At 54.7% G+C, this 18,858-nt stretch carries 14 protein-coding genes; 7 read left to right on the top strand and 7 right to left on the bottom strand.

Translation table 11 applies throughout. From position 1 onward, the window contains the following. Positions 1–67: 67 nt before the first annotated feature. Positions 68–1,432: an NAD-dependent succinate-semialdehyde dehydrogenase gene (locus R5L00_RS09570; protein WP_317651288.1), complete on the bottom strand. Its 1,365-nt coding sequence runs from the start codon at positions 1,430–1,432 to the stop codon at positions 68–70. A gap of 87 nt (positions 1,433–1,519) precedes the next feature. Between R5L00_RS09570 and R5L00_RS09565 the strand changes: the two genes are divergently transcribed. The 3 genes from R5L00_RS09565 (at position 1,520) to R5L00_RS09555 (ending at position 5,856) form a co-directional block, all read left to right on the top strand. Beyond that, complete coding sequence (locus R5L00_RS09565; protein WP_317651286.1) at positions 1,520–3,469, top strand: lytic transglycosylase domain-containing protein; 1,950 nt, start codon at positions 1,520–1,522, stop codon at positions 3,467–3,469. Next, positions 3,466–4,407 (top strand): complex I NDUFA9 subunit family protein, encoded by a 942-nt coding sequence (locus R5L00_RS09560; protein WP_317651284.1) that lies wholly within the window; start codon positions 3,466–3,468, stop codon positions 4,405–4,407. Before R5L00_RS09565 ends, R5L00_RS09560 begins: the two co-directional genes overlap by 4 nt. Before the next feature lie 195 nt (positions 4,408–4,602). After that, positions 4,603–5,856, top strand: a complete 1,254-nt coding sequence (locus tag R5L00_RS09555) for a multifunctional CCA addition/repair protein (protein WP_317651282.1) — start codon at positions 4,603–4,605, stop codon at positions 5,854–5,856. Positions 5,857–5,952: 96 nt separating this feature from the next. Here the strand turns inward: R5L00_RS09555 and msrA are convergent, their stop codons facing one another. From msrA to R5L00_RS09525, 6 genes are all read right to left on the bottom strand, one after another. Further along, the gene (gene msrA, locus R5L00_RS09550; RefSeq protein WP_317651275.1) at positions 5,953–6,429 is read right to left on the bottom strand and encodes a peptide-methionine (S)-S-oxide reductase MsrA; all 477 of its coding nucleotides are present in this window, start codon (positions 6,427–6,429) and stop codon (positions 5,953–5,955) included. 47 nt (positions 6,430–6,476) lie between these two features. Further along, positions 6,477–7,307, bottom strand: coding sequence for an SDR family oxidoreductase (locus R5L00_RS09545; protein ID WP_317651267.1), 831 nt, complete (start codon positions 7,305–7,307; stop codon positions 6,477–6,479). Between the two features lie 87 nt (positions 7,308–7,394). Then, the gene (locus R5L00_RS09540) at positions 7,395–8,036 is read right to left on the bottom strand and encodes a thiol:disulfide interchange protein DsbA/DsbL (protein ID WP_317651265.1); all 642 of its coding nucleotides are present in this window, start codon (positions 8,034–8,036) and stop codon (positions 7,395–7,397) included. A 325-nt stretch (positions 8,037–8,361) separates the two neighbouring features. Continuing rightward, positions 8,362–8,958, bottom strand: coding sequence for an SPOR domain-containing protein (locus R5L00_RS09535; RefSeq protein ID WP_317651261.1), 597 nt, complete (start codon positions 8,956–8,958; stop codon positions 8,362–8,364). A 22-nt stretch (positions 8,959–8,980) separates the two neighbouring features. Next, a complete protein-coding gene (argS, locus tag R5L00_RS09530) occupies positions 8,981–10,723 on the bottom strand; it encodes an arginine--tRNA ligase (protein ID WP_317651253.1) in 1,743 nt (580 codons plus the stop codon). A 209-nt stretch (positions 10,724–10,932) separates the two neighbouring features. After that, a complete protein-coding gene (locus R5L00_RS09525; protein WP_317651252.1) occupies positions 10,933–12,225 on the bottom strand; it encodes a TIGR03790 family protein in 1,293 nt (430 codons plus the stop codon). A gap of 143 nt (positions 12,226–12,368) precedes the next feature. On the opposite strand from R5L00_RS09525, the gene R5L00_RS09520 reads away from it, so the two are divergent. The 4 genes from R5L00_RS09520 (at position 12,369) to R5L00_RS09505 (ending at position 18,295) form a co-directional block, all read left to right on the top strand. Beyond that, positions 12,369–13,499, top strand: coding sequence for a rhomboid family intramembrane serine protease (locus R5L00_RS09520; RefSeq protein WP_411555618.1), 1,131 nt, complete (start codon positions 12,369–12,371; stop codon positions 13,497–13,499). Positions 13,500–13,781: 282 nt separating this feature from the next. Further along, positions 13,782–16,646 (top strand): ribonucleoside-diphosphate reductase subunit alpha, encoded by a 2,865-nt coding sequence (locus R5L00_RS09515; protein WP_317651241.1) that lies wholly within the window; start codon positions 13,782–13,784, stop codon positions 16,644–16,646. A gap of 45 nt (positions 16,647–16,691) precedes the next feature. Beyond that, the gene (locus tag R5L00_RS09510; RefSeq protein WP_317651237.1) at positions 16,692–17,894 is read left to right on the top strand and encodes a ribonucleotide-diphosphate reductase subunit beta; all 1,203 of its coding nucleotides are present in this window, start codon (positions 16,692–16,694) and stop codon (positions 17,892–17,894) included. Next, positions 17,894–18,295: a hypothetical protein gene (locus R5L00_RS09505; RefSeq protein WP_317651234.1), complete on the top strand. Its 402-nt coding sequence runs from the start codon at positions 17,894–17,896 to the stop codon at positions 18,293–18,295. Before R5L00_RS09510 ends, R5L00_RS09505 begins: the two co-directional genes overlap by 1 nt. The last annotated feature ends 563 nt before the right edge of the window (positions 18,296–18,858 follow it).

Below are 18,858 nucleotides of genomic sequence, written 5' to 3'. Positions count from 1 at the left end.
CGGTCTGCCCGAGCCGAAACTCCCCATACTTCGGCCAGCCTTTTTGCTGCCAGCATAAGCGTTAAAATTACCGTATCCAGACCGTTTTGATGTTAACGAACTCTCGTATGCCATGGTACGACAACTCGCGGCCAAAGCCCGAATCCTTGATGCCCCCAAATGGCAGGCGGGGGTCGGACCGGACCATACCGTTGACAAAACTGCATCCGGCTTGAATTTGGCGCGCGACTTGTTCGGCATGGTCAGAGTCTCGGCTCCAAATACTTGAACCAAGTCCGAAACGGGTGTCGTTGGCAATATGGATGGCCTCCTCTTCATTTGCTGCAGGGATTACAGTAGCCACGGGCCCGAATAATTCTTCATTATAAGCCCGTGTTTTCGCGGTTACCCGGGAGAGTATCGATGGCGGGTAAAACGCCCCGTTTCCGTGGACCGGCTCGCATCCAAGAATTGGCTCCGCACCTTGCGCAATTGAATCGACGACTTGCTCATGCAAGTCTTTCCGCAGATCAAGCCTTGCCATTGGACCGAGCTGCGTTGCGTCACTCATCGGGTCGCCCATCTTCAGTTCCGCCGTTTTCTTAATGAACAGCGACAAGAACTCCTCGGCTATTTCCGCCACCGGGATGATGCGCTTGGCGGCAATGCAGGATTGACCACAGTTCTGGAAGCGCGATTTCACCGCAAAGCTGGCAGCGATATCCAGATCCGCATCTTTTAATATAATAAACGCGTCCGATCCGCCGAGTTCCAATACGCATTTCTTTAAATGCTGACCGGCATGGGAAGCAACTTTACGCCCTGCTGCCTCTGAGCCGGTAAGCGTTACCCCGTGCACAAAGGGGCTCGCGATAGCATCCGCCACATCGGAAGCTTCGATCATGAGCGTAGTAAAAAGATGCGGAGGAAATCCGGCGTCACGGAACAGCTGTTCCAGCGCCTGGGCGCATTGCGGAACGTTGGACGCGTGCTTCAGGACGCAGGCATTGCCCGCCATCAGGCTGGGAGCAGCGAAACGCATGACCTGAAAAAAAGGAAAATTCCAGGGCATTATGCCAAGTACGACGCCTAGCGGTTCGTAGGAAACATAGCTTTTGCCGGCGTCAGTCTGGACCCTCTCGATCTGCATGAAGTGCTCCGCATGCACCGCATAATAATCACACGCAAGTGCGCACTTCTCCACCTCGGCCCGCCCCTCGCGCAATGGCTTGCCCATTTCGGCGGCCATCAGCACGGCATACTCATTGACCCGCTCGTGCAGCAGCATGGCGGCGCGATTCATGCGGTCCGCCCGTTCGGGTAATGTGGTCAGCGCCCAGGTCCGTTGCACACCGTCCGTCTGCTCCAGAACAGATGCGAGATGACGGCTGTCCCAACTCGCGTAGGTCTTGAGCGTCTCATTGGTGGCGGGGTTTAAGCTGATATACGGCATGATGTGCTATTCTTTAACGGACGTTTTAAAGTTGAAGGGGCAAGAGCGGGACGGTTGAATCTTCACTTCACTTAGATATAGCAGGTTATGAAAAAGTTGTTTGCAGGTTTATGGTTGGCAGTTTGCGCCGGAACCCTGACAGCTGGGCAGGACGACGACTTCCTTGCCATGCGGCAGGCGTTCCAGGCGGGTAATTCCGTGCGGGTAGCGACATATGCTCAACGTCTGAAAGGGCATGTACTTGAACCATATGCCGCCTATTACCAGTTGCGTCCGCAGCTTGAGAACCCATTAGTGGACCCCGGCGCGATCAAAACGTTTCTGGAACGCTACAAGGATACGCCGCTGAGTGATCGGCTGAAAGCCGAATGGCTGAAGACATTGGGCAAAACACAGCAATGGGCTTTGTTTGCAGAAGAGTACCCGGGTTTGACGAGCACGGATATGGAACTGACCTGCTATTCCCTGCAGCAGCGCCTGGCTGCATACGATGCCAGCGCACACACCCAAGGCCGTCCCCTGTGGTTTAACCCCCGCGACCTGCCGGAAAGCTGCACCCCTGTATTCGAAGCGCTTGTAGACAACGGAGTGCTAACCATAGACGACGTATGGGCTCGACTGAGACTGGCGCTGGAAGCAGGCAACGTAAGCGTGGCAAAGCGCATCAATCTGTACCTTCCCGAAGATCAAGGGCTCAATGAACGCAAGCTTGCCGCGGCCACAGACAATCCCCTGCGCTACCTTGAAACACATGGAAAGAACTTAAAGACTCGCGCTGACCGCGAAGTTGCAATATTCGCACTGCTGCGGTTGACCCGTAGCGGTCCCGACCAGGCTTACGCCTATTGGCCAAGGATACGGGAACAGTTCGATGAAGCGGAACATGCTTATTTCATGGCCCAGCTCGCAGATCAGGCGGCACGGAGATTGAACCCCCGTGCCTTAAGCTGGTTTATGGAGTCGGCGAGCAGTAGTACACCCGTTGCGTTATCCGATGCGCAGCTCGGCTGGAAAACCCGCGCGGCTCTGCGCGCAGGCGACTGGGACCTGGTACTGGACACTATTGAAGCCATGTCAACCCAGGAACAACAGGCCGGAGTATGGCGTTACTGGAAAGCACGCGCCTTGAAGGCGAAGGGCAGAACACCCGAGGCGAACGAGATTCTTGCTCCTTTAAGCAACGAACATAATTTCTATGGTCAACTTGCGGAAGAGGATTTGGGATTAACGATCGGCGCTCCGGCAGAGTCATACAAGGCCACGCGGCAGGAGATGGCCGCAGTCGAGCGATTGCCCGGAATCCGCCGGGCGCTTGCGCTGTACCGCCTGAACCTGCGGACGGAGGCCGCACGCGAATGGACCTGGGTAATACGCAATTTCGATGATCGCCGCCTGCTGGCGGCGGCCGAAGTGGCCAGCCGGAACGGGATTTACGACCGCGCTATTTATACGGCGGACAGGACCGTGGAGTATCACGATTTCAGCCTGCGTTTTCTTGCTCCTCATCGCGATACCCTGCGCAACATCCTGAAACAACAGGAACTGGACGAAGCCTGGGTTTATGGCCTTATCCGCCAGGAAAGCCGCTTTGTGAGCGATGCACGATCCAGCGCCGGAGCGATGGGCCTGATGCAGCTGATGCCAGCCACGGCAAAATGGGCCTCAAAAAAGGTGGGAATAAGGAAATTTCAGGCTGCACGCGTCACCGAGGTCAACACCAATTTAATGTTGGGCACCTATTATCTCAAGCACGTCCTGACCCTGTCCGGAGACCAGCCGCTGCTCGCATCCGCGGCCTATAACGCCGGCCCCAGTCGCGCGTGGCAATGGCGGGATGAAAAACCGCTTGAGGGAGCCATTTACGCGGAAACCATCCCCTTCAGCGAGACCCGTGATTATGTAAAAAAGGTCATGAGCAACTCGATGTATTACGCCCGAACCTTGGGACATCAGATAACGGCCCTGAAGAACCGACTAGGCATCGTCGCGTCCCGTTCCGGTGTTGAAAAACTCGCGGAGGGTGAAAACACGCCATGATCATCAATAATGTGTGCATTTTTGGCGGCAGCGGTTTTGTAGGCCGTCACCTCGCCAACGTTCTGACGGACCAGCAAATCCAGTTGCGTGTTCCCACCCGCAATTATGAGCGGGCCAAGGACCTCCTGGCTATCCCTACCGTGGATTTGGTGGAGGTGACAGCTTACGACGACGACCAACTCGACCTGCTCCTGATGGGCATGGATGCGGTCATCAACCTGGTGGGCGTTGTCCACGGCGATTTTCATAACGCGCACGTGGAGATGCCGCAGAAAATCGTGGCCGCGTGCAGACGCAACGGCATCGGGCGGATACTGCAGATGAGCGCCCTGAATGCCGGCCCAAACCAGCCCAGCGCCTATCTTCGCTCCAAAGCCGAGGGCGAACGGATCGTCATGACATCCGGCTTGGCTGCCACGAGTTTCAGGCCCTCGGTCATATTCGGGCCGGGGGATTCTTCAATTAACCTGTTTGCGAGGCTGGGTCGGCTGCCGGTATTGGCCCTGGCATTACCGGATGCGAAATTCCAGCCGATCTTTGTCGAGAATGTGGTTCAAGCATTTACGTTGAGTCTTGATGATCCGAAGACTTTTGGCCAGAGTTACGATTTGTGCGGTCCGAGGTGCTACAGCCTGCGGGAATTGGTCGAATATTCGGCGCACGTCACCGGACATGACCCTGCAATTGTCGCCCTCAATGACGTGCTCTCCCATCTGGAAGCGGCAGTGATGGAAATCCTGCCGGGCAAACTCATGAGTGTGGACAACTACTATTCCATGAAAATTGACAACGTATGTGATTGCGCCAAACCCAGCAATTTCATGGAAATATGGGGCATCCATCCGACGATGCTGGAGGAAGTGGCGCCGATATATCTGGCTCATCAGACCCCGCGTGAAAGGCTCGATTGCCTCCGTCACTGGTCAGCCGGACGTTAACCCACGTCCATTGGGAAAAACGCGTCCTGAGAATTTCCATTACAAGAGGTTTCCGAGTACGCCATAGAGCCCCAGCTGAACGCGCAGAAGAAAAAATTACACTCGCCACCTCAGATTGTTAGCGCTGGTAAAATTTCTTGAGTACCTCGTTTCGCTGACGAGATTAGACTAGATTAGGATTGATGTAGCCCAATAATGAAAACTTACCTTGTTGGCGGCTCGGTACGTGACGAGATTCTTGGCCTGCCGGTTTTCGATCACGATCATGTCGTGGTGGGTTCGTCGCCTGACGAAATGGTGCGGCTTGGCTACCGGCCGGTAGGAAAGGATTTTCCGGTTTTCCTCCATCCGGTAACACAGGAACAATATGCCCTTGCCCGCACCGAGCGCAAGGTTTCGCGCGGATACAAGGGCTTCGAAGTTTACGCTTCGCCCGAAGTGACATTGCAGGAGGACCTGGCGCGACGCGACCTCACCATCAATGCCATGGCCAAGGATCAGGATGGCAATATCATCGATCCTTTTGGAGGAGTCGCCGATCTCGAAGCTGGCGTGCTGCGCCACATCAGTCCGGCTTTCACCGAAGATCCCGTGCGGGTACTCCGAACAGCCCGTTTTGCCGCTCGTTTCGGTTTCCGTATTGCGCCCGAAACGCTCGCGCTGATGAGCGAGATGGTTCACAACGGCGAGGTGGATGCCCTGGTACCCGAGAGGGTTTGGCAGGAGTTTGCGCGCGGCTTGATGGAACGGCGACCTTCGCGCATGTTCTATGCGCTGCGCGAGTGCAGTGCATTAACCCGGATCATGCCCGAGGTCGATGAACTCTTCGGTGTGCCCCAACCGGCGAAATATCACCCCGAAATCGATACCGGGGTGCATGTCATGATGGTAATCGATCATGCAGCGGGGAAAAATTACACTCTACCGGTGCGGTTTGCTTCGCTTACCCATGATCTCGGCAAAGGCACCACCCCACCTGCGGAGTGGCCTCGTCATATCGGTCACGAAGCGCGCAGCGTAAAACTGGTGGCGGGTTTATGTGAGCGCGTCCGTGTACCTAACGATGCGCGCGATCTGGCGTTGTTGGTGGCGCGCTACCATGGCGACGTGCACCGCGCAGCTGAATTACGCGCGGCTACTATCGCCGACATGCTCCAAAGGGTGGATGCATATCGCAAGCCCGACCGCTTCGAAGAATTTCTGCAAGCTTGCTCATGCGATTTCCATGGCCGCCCCGGCTATGCCGAACGTCCATATCCTCAGACGGAGCGTCTGCAACAGGCATTCGAGGCAGCCAGGAGGGTTGATGCAGGCTCCATTGCCGCACACCTGAACAGAACCATCTCCGACCCCGCCCGCTTGCCGGCAGCGATCAATGCCAAAGTAAGCGAAACGCGCATCGCTGAAATCCGCAACCGGTTAGGCACACCGCTGCCCGAAGGATCTTGAGGATTCTGCAGGCTTGCGACAGCTGGAGTAGAGCGCACCCCATTATCCGCATTCCAAACCCACTGTCGCGCCCGCGACGACTTGTTCAGATGTTTCTCAAGTGTGGCAATATCCGGATATGTTGCGCTTCTCAAAATAGCGTTGATGGTATTCCTCAGCGCGGTAAAATTCGCCGGCGGGCGAGATTTCCGTCACGATCGAGCCCTGCCAACGCCCGCTTTGCTCCTGCTTCTCTTTGGAAAGTCGCGCCGCAGCCTCCTGCTCGCGCGTATAAAAGAATATGGCCGAACGATACTGAGTGCCGATATCCGGGCCCTGACGGTTGAGCGTGGTTGGATTGTGGCTATTCCAGAACGCATCGAGCAAAGCGTTGTAACTGACCCGAGACGGATCGTATTCCACCTGCACAACTTCCGCGTGGCCGGTATCTTCAGTGCAGACATCATGATAGGTCGGGTTTTTCCAGCGCCCTCCGGAATAGCCGCATATTGCCTCGTGCACACCCTCGACTGCCGGAAACGCAGCCTCCACGCCCCAGAAACAGCCCGCTCCAAAAATCGCTTTTTCTGTCATCGGTAACACCTCTTAAGTGTATTTTTACCTGACGTTCAACATTAAGCTCACTCCCTCTGCTCCGGCTTATCACCAGTCGATCGCCCTACCCCAAACCACCCTCCTTCCCGGTAATTCGTTTTGCTGTCACCGGGCTTGCGCGGCGCATTAGCAAAGAGGCGATCGTAAAGAAAATCGGGCAGCAGTTTCAGAATACGCGCCACGATTGCCATCTGCCAGGGAATCACCGCAAACGATACCTTGTTCTCAACAATGGTGATGATTTTTTCAGCGGCGACTTCCGCTGTCAGGATAAAGGGCATGCGGTAGGGATTATTTGCCGTCATGGGGGTTACGATATAGCCAGGGCAAATAGTGATGACGGACACACCGCTACCGTACATCTCTACCCGCAGGCTCTCAAGATAGCTGATTGCGGCGGCTTTGGAAGCCGAGTAAGCACCGCCTCCCGGAAGACCTCGATAGCCGGCCACACTCGCAATGCCAACCAGACTGCCGCGTCCGGCTGCCTGCATCGCGGCAAGGAACGGCTGGAATAAGTTGACCATGCCCAGAACGTTAGTCGTCACGATGTCCTCGAAAACTTCGTTATCCTCGGCATAGGCGGTTAAGGTCCCCCGGCTGATACCGGCATTGGCGATAACGACGTCGGGACAACCGTAGCGGCGCATGAAATCCTCCCCCGCCGCCCGGATTGCTCCCGCATCGCGAACATCAGCCTCATAGATTGACGCACGCGATGATCCCGCGGCCAATGTCTCCAGCAAGTCACGCCTCCTTGCAATCAGGCCAAGCGTGGCGCCCGCTTCGGTGTAATGTTGTGTGAGCGCCCTGCCCAGCCCGCTTGACGCGCCGCTAATGATGACCTTCAATGGCACTTGCCGAATTAACCAACAGATTCTCTATGGAAGGTATTGCTGGCCGATTGGCAAAAATGGCCAATCGATCCAATACCCGTACGTCTTCTATTTCTTCCTTTCCTTGCGCACTTTTTCGATCAATTCTTCCATTGTCCGGATCGTGTCTTCCGGCGTGCTGCCCATCCTTCCGCTGGTAAGGTACTTTCCATCCACCACCACGGCCGGAACCCCCGTCAGTGCGTAATCCTTGGACATGCGCGTGACGCGTGTAACCTGGTTCTGAACCGCGAACGAGTTGTAGGCATCGATGAATTTCTGCCGGTCGACCCCTTGTTTGGCTATCCAGTCGAACAGTATCTCGTCCTTGGTCAGATCGATCTTGTCCCGATGAATGGCATCGTAGACTTTGTCGTGCAATTTATCACTCACCCCAAGCGCTTCGAGCGCGTAAAAGGTTTTTGCGCCCGGGATCCAGTTTGCGCGAAAGACAGCGGGAACATAACGGAAGCTTACATCGCCAGGCATCCGCTTAAGCCAGGCCTTGATCCGCGGGTGGAGCTCATAGCAATGCGGGCAGCCGTACCAGAAGAACTCGATAACTTCGATACTTTTTTCATCCGCCGGCTGAGGATGAGACAGGGTCGTGTAATCCCTTCCTTCGACAATTTCAGCGCGAGCGCTGGAAATAGTCGTCAAGCTCATGCCTGTCAGTAAAAGAATTGCCGCTAGAATCCGCAATAAACTCATCGTTTGTCTCCTTGAGATAGACAGGACCCTGAACCTGAAAACCACATGCGCCTGAGCGAAGTCCCCGGGTTGACATGCACAAAATTCGAGACTACAAGAATGCGATACCGTCCTTCGCTGCGTGCTGCCTGGAGCAACTAGCAAATCCGTACCCATCTCTCGGGGTGGACAAGTCGGCCGACATTTTGTGGTATCGCGTGGATGGTAAGCCAGCGGCCACCGCACCTGATGCTCATCCCGATTCTACCAGCATCGTGGTTGATGGCGCACTCGCTCCGAGGGTTAAATATGCTGGTATTGCCCCGCTGCAATTGGGGTATTCCTGCTACTGCACTGCGTCGTTTACTTTGATAATGCTGCTTGGAACGCCATTTTGTTGAAGGGAAGCGCGCACCTTGTTCATGTCGTCGGTGCTGGAAAAGGGTCCCACGCGCACCCGGTGCCACATGCCTTTCCCTGCCAAGTCCGCAGCTTGAACGGTTGCTTCGACGCCTATCATTGCAAGTTTCGCTTTCAAATTATCCGCATCCTCGGACTTCTGGAACGAGCCAGCCTGCAGGAAATACTTTTCGTGGACAGAGGGCCGCTGAGCCGGTTGCTTAAGTTGCTGGTCCGTTACAGGTTCCTCGCTGTTGGGCAGTATTTTGTAGAATTCAAATCGGGGCTTGCCATCCGGTGCTTTGCCGCCGCCATCCTCACCCCCCCCGACTTTCTTCTCGGGTTGATTCACGGCGCCCATGGTCTCGGTGCTGCGCGGCCTTTCGTGGGAAATAAATGGACTGGGACTCTTATTGATATACATCCACGTCCCGATCGCGCTGAGAAGACCTAGCGCATAACCGATAAACACCCCCAGGAGCAACGCGTTCTTATCTTTGCCGAAAACCGAAGAGTTTGGGCGCGTTTTGTAATCGCGACTCATAAAAAGTCAATCATGGGGCATCCTACATTTTCGCGGGTGCGCTTACACCGAGCAGTTTCAACCCGTTGCTCAACACCTGTCGTACGGCGGCCACCAGTCCCAGCCGGGCGAGCCGAAGCGGTATGTCCGGAACAAGGAAACGTGTTGAATTATAGTAACTGTGAAACTCCCCTGCCAGTTCTCTGAGATAGAACGCTATCAGATGTGGGGAAAGCTCCCTCGCTGCCGCTTCCACCATTTCAGGATAATCGATCAGCTTTTGCAACAGTGACAGCTCCACGACGCTCGCTAACGGGGACATATCCGCCCCAGCCAACATGGCAGTGTCTTCGCCCCACTGCTCCAGCACGCTGCAAACTCTGGCGTGGGCGTATTGCACGTAATAGACAGGGTTATCGTTGCTTTGCGACTTGGCCAGGTCGAGATCGAAATCCAGGTGCTGGTCGCTTTTTCGCAACACATAAAAAAAACGCGCTGCATCATTGCCCACCTCCTGGCGCAACTCCCGCAATGTGACAAACTCGCCGGCGCGCGTGGACATCGGGGCCTTTTTCCCGTCTCGGTAAAGTACCGCGAACTGCACCAAAGCTATCTCCAGCTTGCTCGGGTCGAACGCCATTGCCTGCAACGCGCCTTTTACACGAGCGATATAGCCGTGATGATCGGCTCCCCAAACGTCGATGACACGTTCAAACCCCCGCTGGAACTTGTTGAGATGGTAGGCAATATCGGAAGCAAAGTAGGTGAACTGTCCGTTTTCGCGCTGAACCACCCGGTCCTTTTCATCGCCAAAATCGGCAGAACGGAACCACTTCGCGCCATCCTGTTCGTACAGGTAATTTCCTTGTTCGAGCACTTGAACCACGTTTGCAACCGCACCGCTATCGAACAACGATTGCTCTGAAAACCATGTGTCGAAAACTACGCCGAATTCAAGCAGGTCGTTGCTGCAATCACCCAATTGCTCGGTCAGCACGAAATTGTGTATATAAGCATAGTCCTGTCCCAGCAATTTTTTGGCGTTGGCGATCAAGGCATCGAGCATCTCCTCGGAATCCTCTTCCGAGGAGATGCCTTCATACAGCAAAGCGGGCGCATGTATATATCGACCCGCGTGCGCCTTATGAATCAACCGCGCCATATCGCGCACGTATTCGCCCTGGTACGCGTTTCCGGGAAAGTGGATGGCGAGACTGTTTAGTTCCAGATAACGCAGCCATGTAGAGAGCGCCAGAATATCCATCTGCCGGCCCGCATCGTTAACGTAGTACTCGCGGGCGACGGAGTAACTGGCGGCGGCGAGTACATTGGCAAGGCTGGCCCCAAATGCCGCTCCTCGTCCATGCCCGACGTGCAGCGGCCCGGTGGGGTTGGCCGACACGTACTCCACCTGGATTTTTTTCCCGGCACCGATATTGCCATGACCAAAAGTCTCACCGGCACGCAGGACGTGCCGAGGAAACTGCTGTTTCACGGACGTGGTGAGAAACAAGTTGATAAAACCCGCTCCCGCGATCTCGATTTTTTCCAGATAAGGCGAAGCCGAAAGCGCTTCGACAAGGGATGCGGCCACGTCGCGCGGACTGCGGCGTAGCGGCTTCGCAAGCTGCATGGCGAGATTACAGGAATAGTCGCCGTGACTTGCCTGCTTGGGACGGGAGAATTCAATTTCAATGTCAGGGCTGGACGGCGCCATGCCGCTTAATATAGGGCGCAGGAGTTCGGCAAAGTGGTACTTGAAGTTTGGCTGGAGTGATGAATTCATGGCTGCGTCTTGCGTGGGCACTTAGATTTATGCAGCCGTTATTATAACGACATCGGTATCCGTTACGCGGAGTTTGATCGCAGGTGAGGCAATCTTCCAGAAACAAAGGGTGATAAAGCCGACAGAGAACGAAACCAGAGTGGTTTCGCTCGAACGATCAGAGCAGTCGCTTGAGTGTGCGACGTTTACACATCACGGAAAGTCACCGTTTACCAGCGCAATTGCAGGTAGCCTTCCGTTTCAGAAAACTTGAAACGCACGCGATTGGCGCCGCGGCGTATTCGCGGTTGCTGCGCAAATGGTTGGAATGGCCCGGCAGCGGAACGGGATCGTTCGATACGCAAACGCGTTTCGCGTGGCGAAAAAATATGGAGCTCGAACTGCCCAGGGCGAATTTCCCGCAAATAAGGCGCAAACGGCTGAGATAGCGGTTCTCCCACGAAAACACCTTCGCCCGGCCAGGCAACGCTTTTCCAGTAAGCTTCAATTGCGCTTGCGCCAAGCGCGTAGTGAAACATGGCAATGCCCGGAAACGGAAACTTCTGCATATGGTTGCACGGCTCTACCACGGTGCCGTAACTGGCGGTCGCACCCGCCTCCAGCCAACGCAGGCTGCTCATCTGGCCGAAGCCCGTCAACTGACCGCCAGTAGATGTCAAGTGATCCGCCAGGGCTCCGGGCAGGAACGCCAATGTATCAAGTTGCGGCACATGTACCCGGCCGGTAAAGTAAAAGAGAATATCGCGGCGGTCTGCAATTGCTTCGTTTTCGACTATTTCGATGGGAAAAACGCCGTCCAGTTCTTTCGCGGCAAGGTCGAAGTTTACCGCCCGAACGCTACGTGCCTTGTCAGCGGTAATGACCAGATAGGCACGTCCAGCAGGGAAGCTGTGGTCGGCGGCAACGCCGCGGTCGATGAGTGTCTTGACCTGTTGAAAATCAATACCTGCCAGCATCATTGCCGGCCGCAATTCATAATCGCTGGCAGGATAATGGCTGGGGGAGTTGAAATAGCGGCTGGGTTGAGTCGGGCCACAACTGGATGAGCAGTAGCGTTCATCAAAACCAAACGCCAGTGCCGAGGTCAGAGACATGCATGCGACCCGGTACGGAACGGTCCACGCTACGGCATAGGCCTGGACGTGAGCAGGCGTCGCCCGGTCAATCTCCACCTTTAATTGCTGAAACTCGTCGCTGGAAAGCGTGTCGCGGCCCGGGGGGAACCGCAAATGAATAATGTTTCCCGGTGGGATATGACGCACCTTCTGATAATAATCCGCGATTTGCCTGGATAACGGGTCGCTATCGTTGACGATAACGGCAAGGTCATCCGCGGTCAGCCCGGTGCGAGGCAGCTGAATGCGCGCTTGAGGGTCGGCCGCAACGGGCGCAAACATCAGCACTAGCAGCAGTGCGACGCCAATCTGTGCCAGGAATCCTGCCCCAATCGGGTTTCCGCAACCAAATCCGCATAGCGCCATCTGAACATTTACTACGACCATATACTGATATTGCGCCAGGCTTGAGGCATCGTCAACTGATGCCTGAAACTGGAATAGAGAGGTGTTCTCGTTCCATTTAGCGTCTGCAGCTTTTGTCGTTATGCATCATAATGCTCGCCGGACAACGGTCCACCCACTACGCCATGCTTTCTCTCCATGATCTTCTTTACCGGCGGGCACGGGGCGTACCCGTAACCAGGCTGCTGGTAGTCATCAATCTGGTTGTCTTCCTGGCCATGCTGGTCGGCGGCGCCGGCTTATGGCATTCATCGAACAGCGTGCAATTGGCGTGGGGCGCCAACTTTGGCCCGGCCACTCAGGATGGAGAGTGGTGGCGTCTGGGTACGGCCATGTTTCTTCACTTTGGCGTTATCCACCTGGGGCTGAATCTTTGGGCTCTCTGGGATGGAGGCCAGCTGGTCGAGCGGATGTATGGGCCTGTCCGCTTCACTGCCATCTACTTCGCCAGCGGTCTGGCGGGCAATCTTCTATCGCTGGTGGCGAATAAGGGATTAGCCATATCGGGCGGCGCGTCCGGGGCGATTTTCGGAATATATGGCGCCCTGCTGGTATTTCTCTGGCTCGAGCGCCGCAACATCCATCCTCACGATTTTCGCTGGTTCTTCTGGGGAGCGTCCGGTTTTGCAACCGCGAGCCTCGTTCTCGGCTTTTTGATCACCGGCATCGATAATGCCGCACATATCGGTGGTTTTCTGACTGGTACGCTGGGCGGCGTACTGTTTGCGCCTGCTGCTGAGGCAACCGGTTATGTATCCCATCGCAACCGTTTGGCTGCAGGGGCCGCCCTCGCGATAGCGATCGTTGCCCTCACTAGCCAGATCCCCGCCCCTGCTTACCGATGGAGTGAAGAGCTGCTGACGCGCAAGGAAATTCGGGAATTCCTGCGCGACGACCGCATGATCAGTCAGGCCTGGCAGAAGATACTGGATGAGGGCAAAGCGGGGAAAGTTTCCTTCGAGGAACTGGCGGGACGGATCGACGCCGCTGTAAGCGATCGTTACGAAGAAAGCTTTGAGCAGCTTTCCCAGCTTCCGGTCAATCCGGCGCTGCCTTCCGCAGCGATGGCGGAAAAGCTGCGTGATTATGCCGAACACCGGCTGGATGCATCGAGGATACTGGTTGAAGGGTTACGCGCCCATAATCCGCAACAAATTCGCGATGCCCTAGAGATGGCACGAGAACCGCCGCAGTCGAAACCCGATGATACTGGTGAACTCTCCGACCGCAGCGTGCCGGGCAAGGTCAAGCGCTAAGAGGAAGAGTCGCGTATGGCCCCATTCCTCCATGGGCGGTAATTAATTACACGCTGAATTACCGCGCAGAAGTAGCAAATCACGCCAGCTTATAGTCGGTCTCACTCCCGCAAAAAACCTCTTGCCGCTGGTAACAAAATGGTTGCACTAATCTGCTCACAGTACTACTATTAGTAAACGTTGAGCAATTTTAATACTAGATATAGTGGTTGGACGATAAACATCGTTCAGCTTCAACCGCCGGGAAATCGCCCTTTCCCATATAGATTAGGAGGTTCCAAGATGCAGCTTGCTACAGATCATACAGCCCGCCCGACGGTCACCGGATATGAGTTTTCTTCAGCCCTCTCCGGCCAGGATTCGCGCTATTCCCAATACAAGATTATCCGCCGCAATGGCTCCGTGGCCGCGTTCGAGCCCAGCAAGATTTCCATTGCCATGACTAAAGCATTCATAGCCGTTAATGGCGGCCAAGGTGCGGCTTCCGCCAGAGTGCGCGAGGTAGTGGCGCGACTGACCGATGATGTGGTGAACGCATTGATTCGCCGCCAACCCTCGGGTGGAACCTTCCATATCGAGGATATCCAGGATCAGGTCGAGCTGGCATTGATGCGTTCGGGAGAACACGATGTCGCCCGCGCTTATGTGCTTTACCGCGAGGATCGCGCGCGCAAGCGGGCGCAACAGAAAGAAATGGCGGCCGCGGAAGCAGCCAACGTTCTGAATGTACTGGAAAACGGCCATAAAACTCAGCTGGACACAAACCGGCTGCTGACGCTGATCGAGTCCTGCTGCGAAGACCTGGGGGACGTGGTGAACGCTCCCTTGATACTCAAGGCCACTTTGAAGGATTTGTACGACGGTGTCCCGATGGATGAGGTTCGCAGATCGCTTGTCCTGTCGGCGCGCGCGTTAATCGAAAAAGAGCCTGCGTACAGCTACGTCACGGCGAGGTTGCTGCTGCACAGTCTCCGTTTTGAGGTGCTCGGCGAAGAGGCTCTGCAGCAGGAAATGGCGGAGCGCTATGAGACATATTTCCCCGAATTCATCAAGCGCGGGATCGAGGCCGAGTTGCTGGATGAGCGTCTGGCCCAATTCGATCTGCCACGTCTGGCGAAGGTGCTGGATTCAAGCCGCGACCTCAAATTCGGCTATCTGGGCCTGCAAAACCTGTATGACCGGTATTTCCTGCACGTGCGCGAACACCGCATTGAACTGCCGCAGACGTTCTTCATGCGTGTGGCGATGGGGCTGGCGTTGAACGAAATCGACCGGGAAGGGCGCGCCATCGAGTTCTACCACGTGCTGTCGAGCTTCGATTTCATGAGCTCCACGCCGACCTTGTTCAATTCCGGCACCCGACGCTCGCAGTTATCTTCGTGCTATCTCACGACAGTGCCTGATAATCTGGATGGTATTTACGAATCCATCAAGGAAAACGCGCTGCTGGCAAAGTACGCCGGGGGGCTGGGGAACGACTGGACGCCAGTCCGCGCAATGGGCGCGCGCATTAAGGGCACCAACGGTAAATCGCAAGGCATCGTACCGTTTCTGAAAGTGGTATCCGACACCGCGGTCGCGGTGAACCAGGGGGGAAAGCGCAAGGGCGCGGTCTGCGCCTATCTGGAATCATGGCATCTGGACATCGAGGAATTCCTGGAGCTGCGCAAGAACACCGGCGATGACCGCCGCCGTACTCATGATATGGATACGGCCACCTGGGTTCCCGATTTGTTCATGAAACGCGTGATGGAAGGAGGTGAATGGACGCTGTTTTCTCCATCCGATGTACCCGATCTCCATGATAAATACGGCAAAGAGTTTGAAAAATCTTATCTTGCCTATGAGGAGAAAGTGGCGCGAGGCGAGCTAAGCCTGCACAAAAAGATTCCCGCGCAACAGTTATGGCGCAAGATGCTCAGCATGCTCTTCGAGACCGGCCATCCCTGGATCACGTTCAAGGACGCCTGCAATGTTCGCTCCCCTCAAAACCATGTTGGCGTGGTGCACAGCTCCAATCTCTGCACCGAGATCACACTGAATACAAACGAGCATGAAATAGCCGTGTGCAATTTGGGTTCCGTCAATCTGGCCGCCCACATCAATGATGGAGGTGAACTGGACGCAGGCAAGCTCAAGCGGACAGTACGCACCGCCATGCGTATGCTGGACAACGTGATCGATATCAACTTCTACGCCGTGCCGAAGGCGCGCAATTCGAATCTCAAGCATCGTCCGGTAGGACTGGGGATCATGGGTTTTCAGGACTGCCTGCACATGATGCGCATCCCCTACGCTTCTAACGAGGCGGTGGAATTTGCCGATCACGCAATGGAAGCGGTCGCCTACCACGCCTATTGGGCTTCGACCGAACTGGCCGAAGAGCGCGGCCGTTACGCCTCTTACCGGGGCAGTTTATGGGATCGCGGCATTCTGCCTCAGGATAGTCTCGATCTGCTGCTTGAAGAACGGGGCGGATTTGTCGAGGTAGACCGCACATCCACTCTGGAATGGGGCGCGCTGCGCGAGCGCATCAGGCAGTACGGCATGCGTAATTCCAATTGCCTGGCGATTGCGCCAACCGCAACCATCTCGAACATCGTGGGTGTTTCCGCGAGCATCGAACCTTCCTTCACCAATCTGTACGTCAAAGCCAATTTGTCCGGTGATTTCACCACCGTACACAAATATCTGGTATACGATCTGAAAAAGCTGGGGCTCTGGGACGAGGTGATGCTTTCTGATCTCAAGTATTTTGATGGCTCGTTAAGCAAGATAGACCGGGTACCCGCCGATATCCGCACTCTATATGCCACCGCCTTCGAGATCGAACCGCAATGGCTGATTGAAGCAGCGGCACGGCGGCAGAAATGGATCGATCAGGCGCAGTCGCTGAATATTTATATGGCGGGCGTTTCCGGGAAGAAAATCGATGAGACTTATAAACTGGCTTGGCTGCGCGGCCTGAAAACCACCTATTACCTGCGCTCCTTGGCAGCAACGTCAGCGGAAAAATCGACTATCGACGCCGGTTCCTTGAATGCAGTGTCGGCAGAGGGGAACATGACTGGCATGAGCGCGATGGTGCCGACCACCGATGTGAAGCTTTGCGCTATCGATGATCCCGGGTGTGAGTCGTGCCAATGAACGGAACAACAGGAACGTGATCAATTAAGGAAAAGGAGATAGCGAATGCTGACATTCGAGGATGAAGCAGTACAGCCGGGAATGCCCCGAATAGATGGGCGAATAAACGAGTTACAAAATGCATCCCGGCTGGGCCTGGATGCGGAGGGCGGCCTGACTGGCATGAAGAATACCGGATCGGAAAATGGCGCGAACGCGGGACAGCATTCCGCTCCGGTCGGGAATACCGTCCGCCGCGTATCCGTAGAGGATAAGCGGATCATCAATTGCCAGGCCGATGTGAACCAGTTGGTGCCGTTCAAATACAAGTGGGCATGGGACAAGTATCTTGCTGCTTGCGCCAACCACTGGATGCCGCAGGAAATCAACATGAGCCGCGACATCGCTCTTTGGAAAGATCCACATGGACTGACTGAGGATGAGCGACGCCTGATTAAACGTAACCTGGGATTCTTCGTTACCGCGGATTCGCTGGCTGCCAATAATATTGTGCTCGGTACCTACCGGCACATTACCAATCCGGAGTGCCGGCAATACTTGTTGCGCCAGGCATTCGAGGAGGCGATTCATACGCATGCTTATCAGTACATCGTAGAGTCGCTCGGACTGGACGAGGGTGAAATTTTCAATGCCTATCATGAGGTGAAATCGATCCGCGATAAGGACGAGTTTCTGATTCCGTTCATCGATACGCTTACCAACCCGACATTTAAAACCGGGACCTCCGAAACCGATCAGCAATTGCTGAGAAGCTTGATCGTATTCGCCTGCATCATGGAAGGCCTGTTCTTTTATGTGGGTTTCACGCAGATACTGGCGCTGGGAAGGCAGAACAAGATGACTGGTGCCGCGGAACAATATCAATATATCTTGCGGGACGAGTCGATGCACTGCAATTTCGGCATCGACCTCATCAACCAGATAAAAATGGAAAACCCGCATTTGTGGACCAAGGCGTTTCGGGAGGAAATCAGCGCGCTGATGCAAAAAGCGGTGGAACTGGAATACCGTTATGCCGAGGATACGCTGCCGCGTGGCGTATTGGGCCTGAATGCGCCCATGTTCAAGGAATACCTGCGCTATATCGCCAACCGCCGCTGTCAGCAGATCGGCCTGGATATTCTCTACCCGGGGGCCAGCAATCCGTTTCCGTGGATGTCGGAAATGATTGACCTGAAAAAGGAAAAAAACTTTTTTGAAACCCGGGTCATCGAATATCAAACCGGCGGCGCGCTGAGCTGGGACTAATGAAGATCAGTCACGCCCCGCTACGCGGCTTTACCGTAGAAGTTAAAAATCCCGCAATACTTGATCTGGGGATTGAGATGGTTACCAGCAAAAAACCCGCAGCAACCAAACCAGTTGACCAATTCATTTCGCTGATAAAAACATCGGATAAGAAAGAAGTTGCGGCTCAAAAAACGGTGGCAAAGGCTTCTGTCGAGAAAAAAGCAGAGAAAACATCCGAAAAGAAAGCGCCGACTTCTACTTCCACGGCGAAAGAGACAAAAGCGGCGAAGCCTGCGGCAAAGCCATTGGCTAATAAGAAGGAATCTGCCGATAAAAGAACTGCAAAAAAAACTGAATCCCCTCGGGCCGATCGCCCAACCTCGGCGTGGCCGTTTCCCTCTTCGGAATCCAAATCTTGAGTCGGCGGCTCGGGTTGTTGCGCAATAAATCTTCTAAGTTAACTCAAGAAGCCATAAAAAAACCGATAGCGTTATCAGCGCTATCGGTTTTTTGTGACGTGGTGGTAAGAGCACCCACATCACCTACAACTTGTCTTTCGCAGACGACAATAAGAATACTTCTTTTTGGGGTTGTAGACAACAATATTGCTCTCCAAACCATTTGGAGAATAGCATGGCTATTTACCCCAACCTCAAGAGTGTTCAAGTACGCTCGTACGTCCGCCAGGCATACTAAACTCATATTTATTGGATCAGCCGAGCTAGGGTTTTGGAGGTTCGCCTGTTGCTCTTTCTTCTTTTAAGATCTCACAAATTACCATTCCTCTTTCTCCCCATAGCTCCTCGAAAATACAAAGACCCTCTCTAAAAATATTCCTGAAAATAGACGATGCACCTTATCTGTTTGATAAACGCATAACAATACATGACAATATAGATCAAATAAACGCAGATATCGTTTAACTATATAACAAATTTACGCTGGTAAAATTTTACGGACGAGGTTAACATTAACCTGAGTT

The organism is Nitrosospira sp. Is2, assembly GCF_033095785.1.
Lineage (GTDB): Bacteria > Pseudomonadota > Gammaproteobacteria > Burkholderiales > Nitrosomonadaceae > Nitrosospira.
The sequence above is the reverse complement of the archived record's forward strand: the minus strand, read 5'-3'. Positions and strand labels throughout refer to the sequence as shown.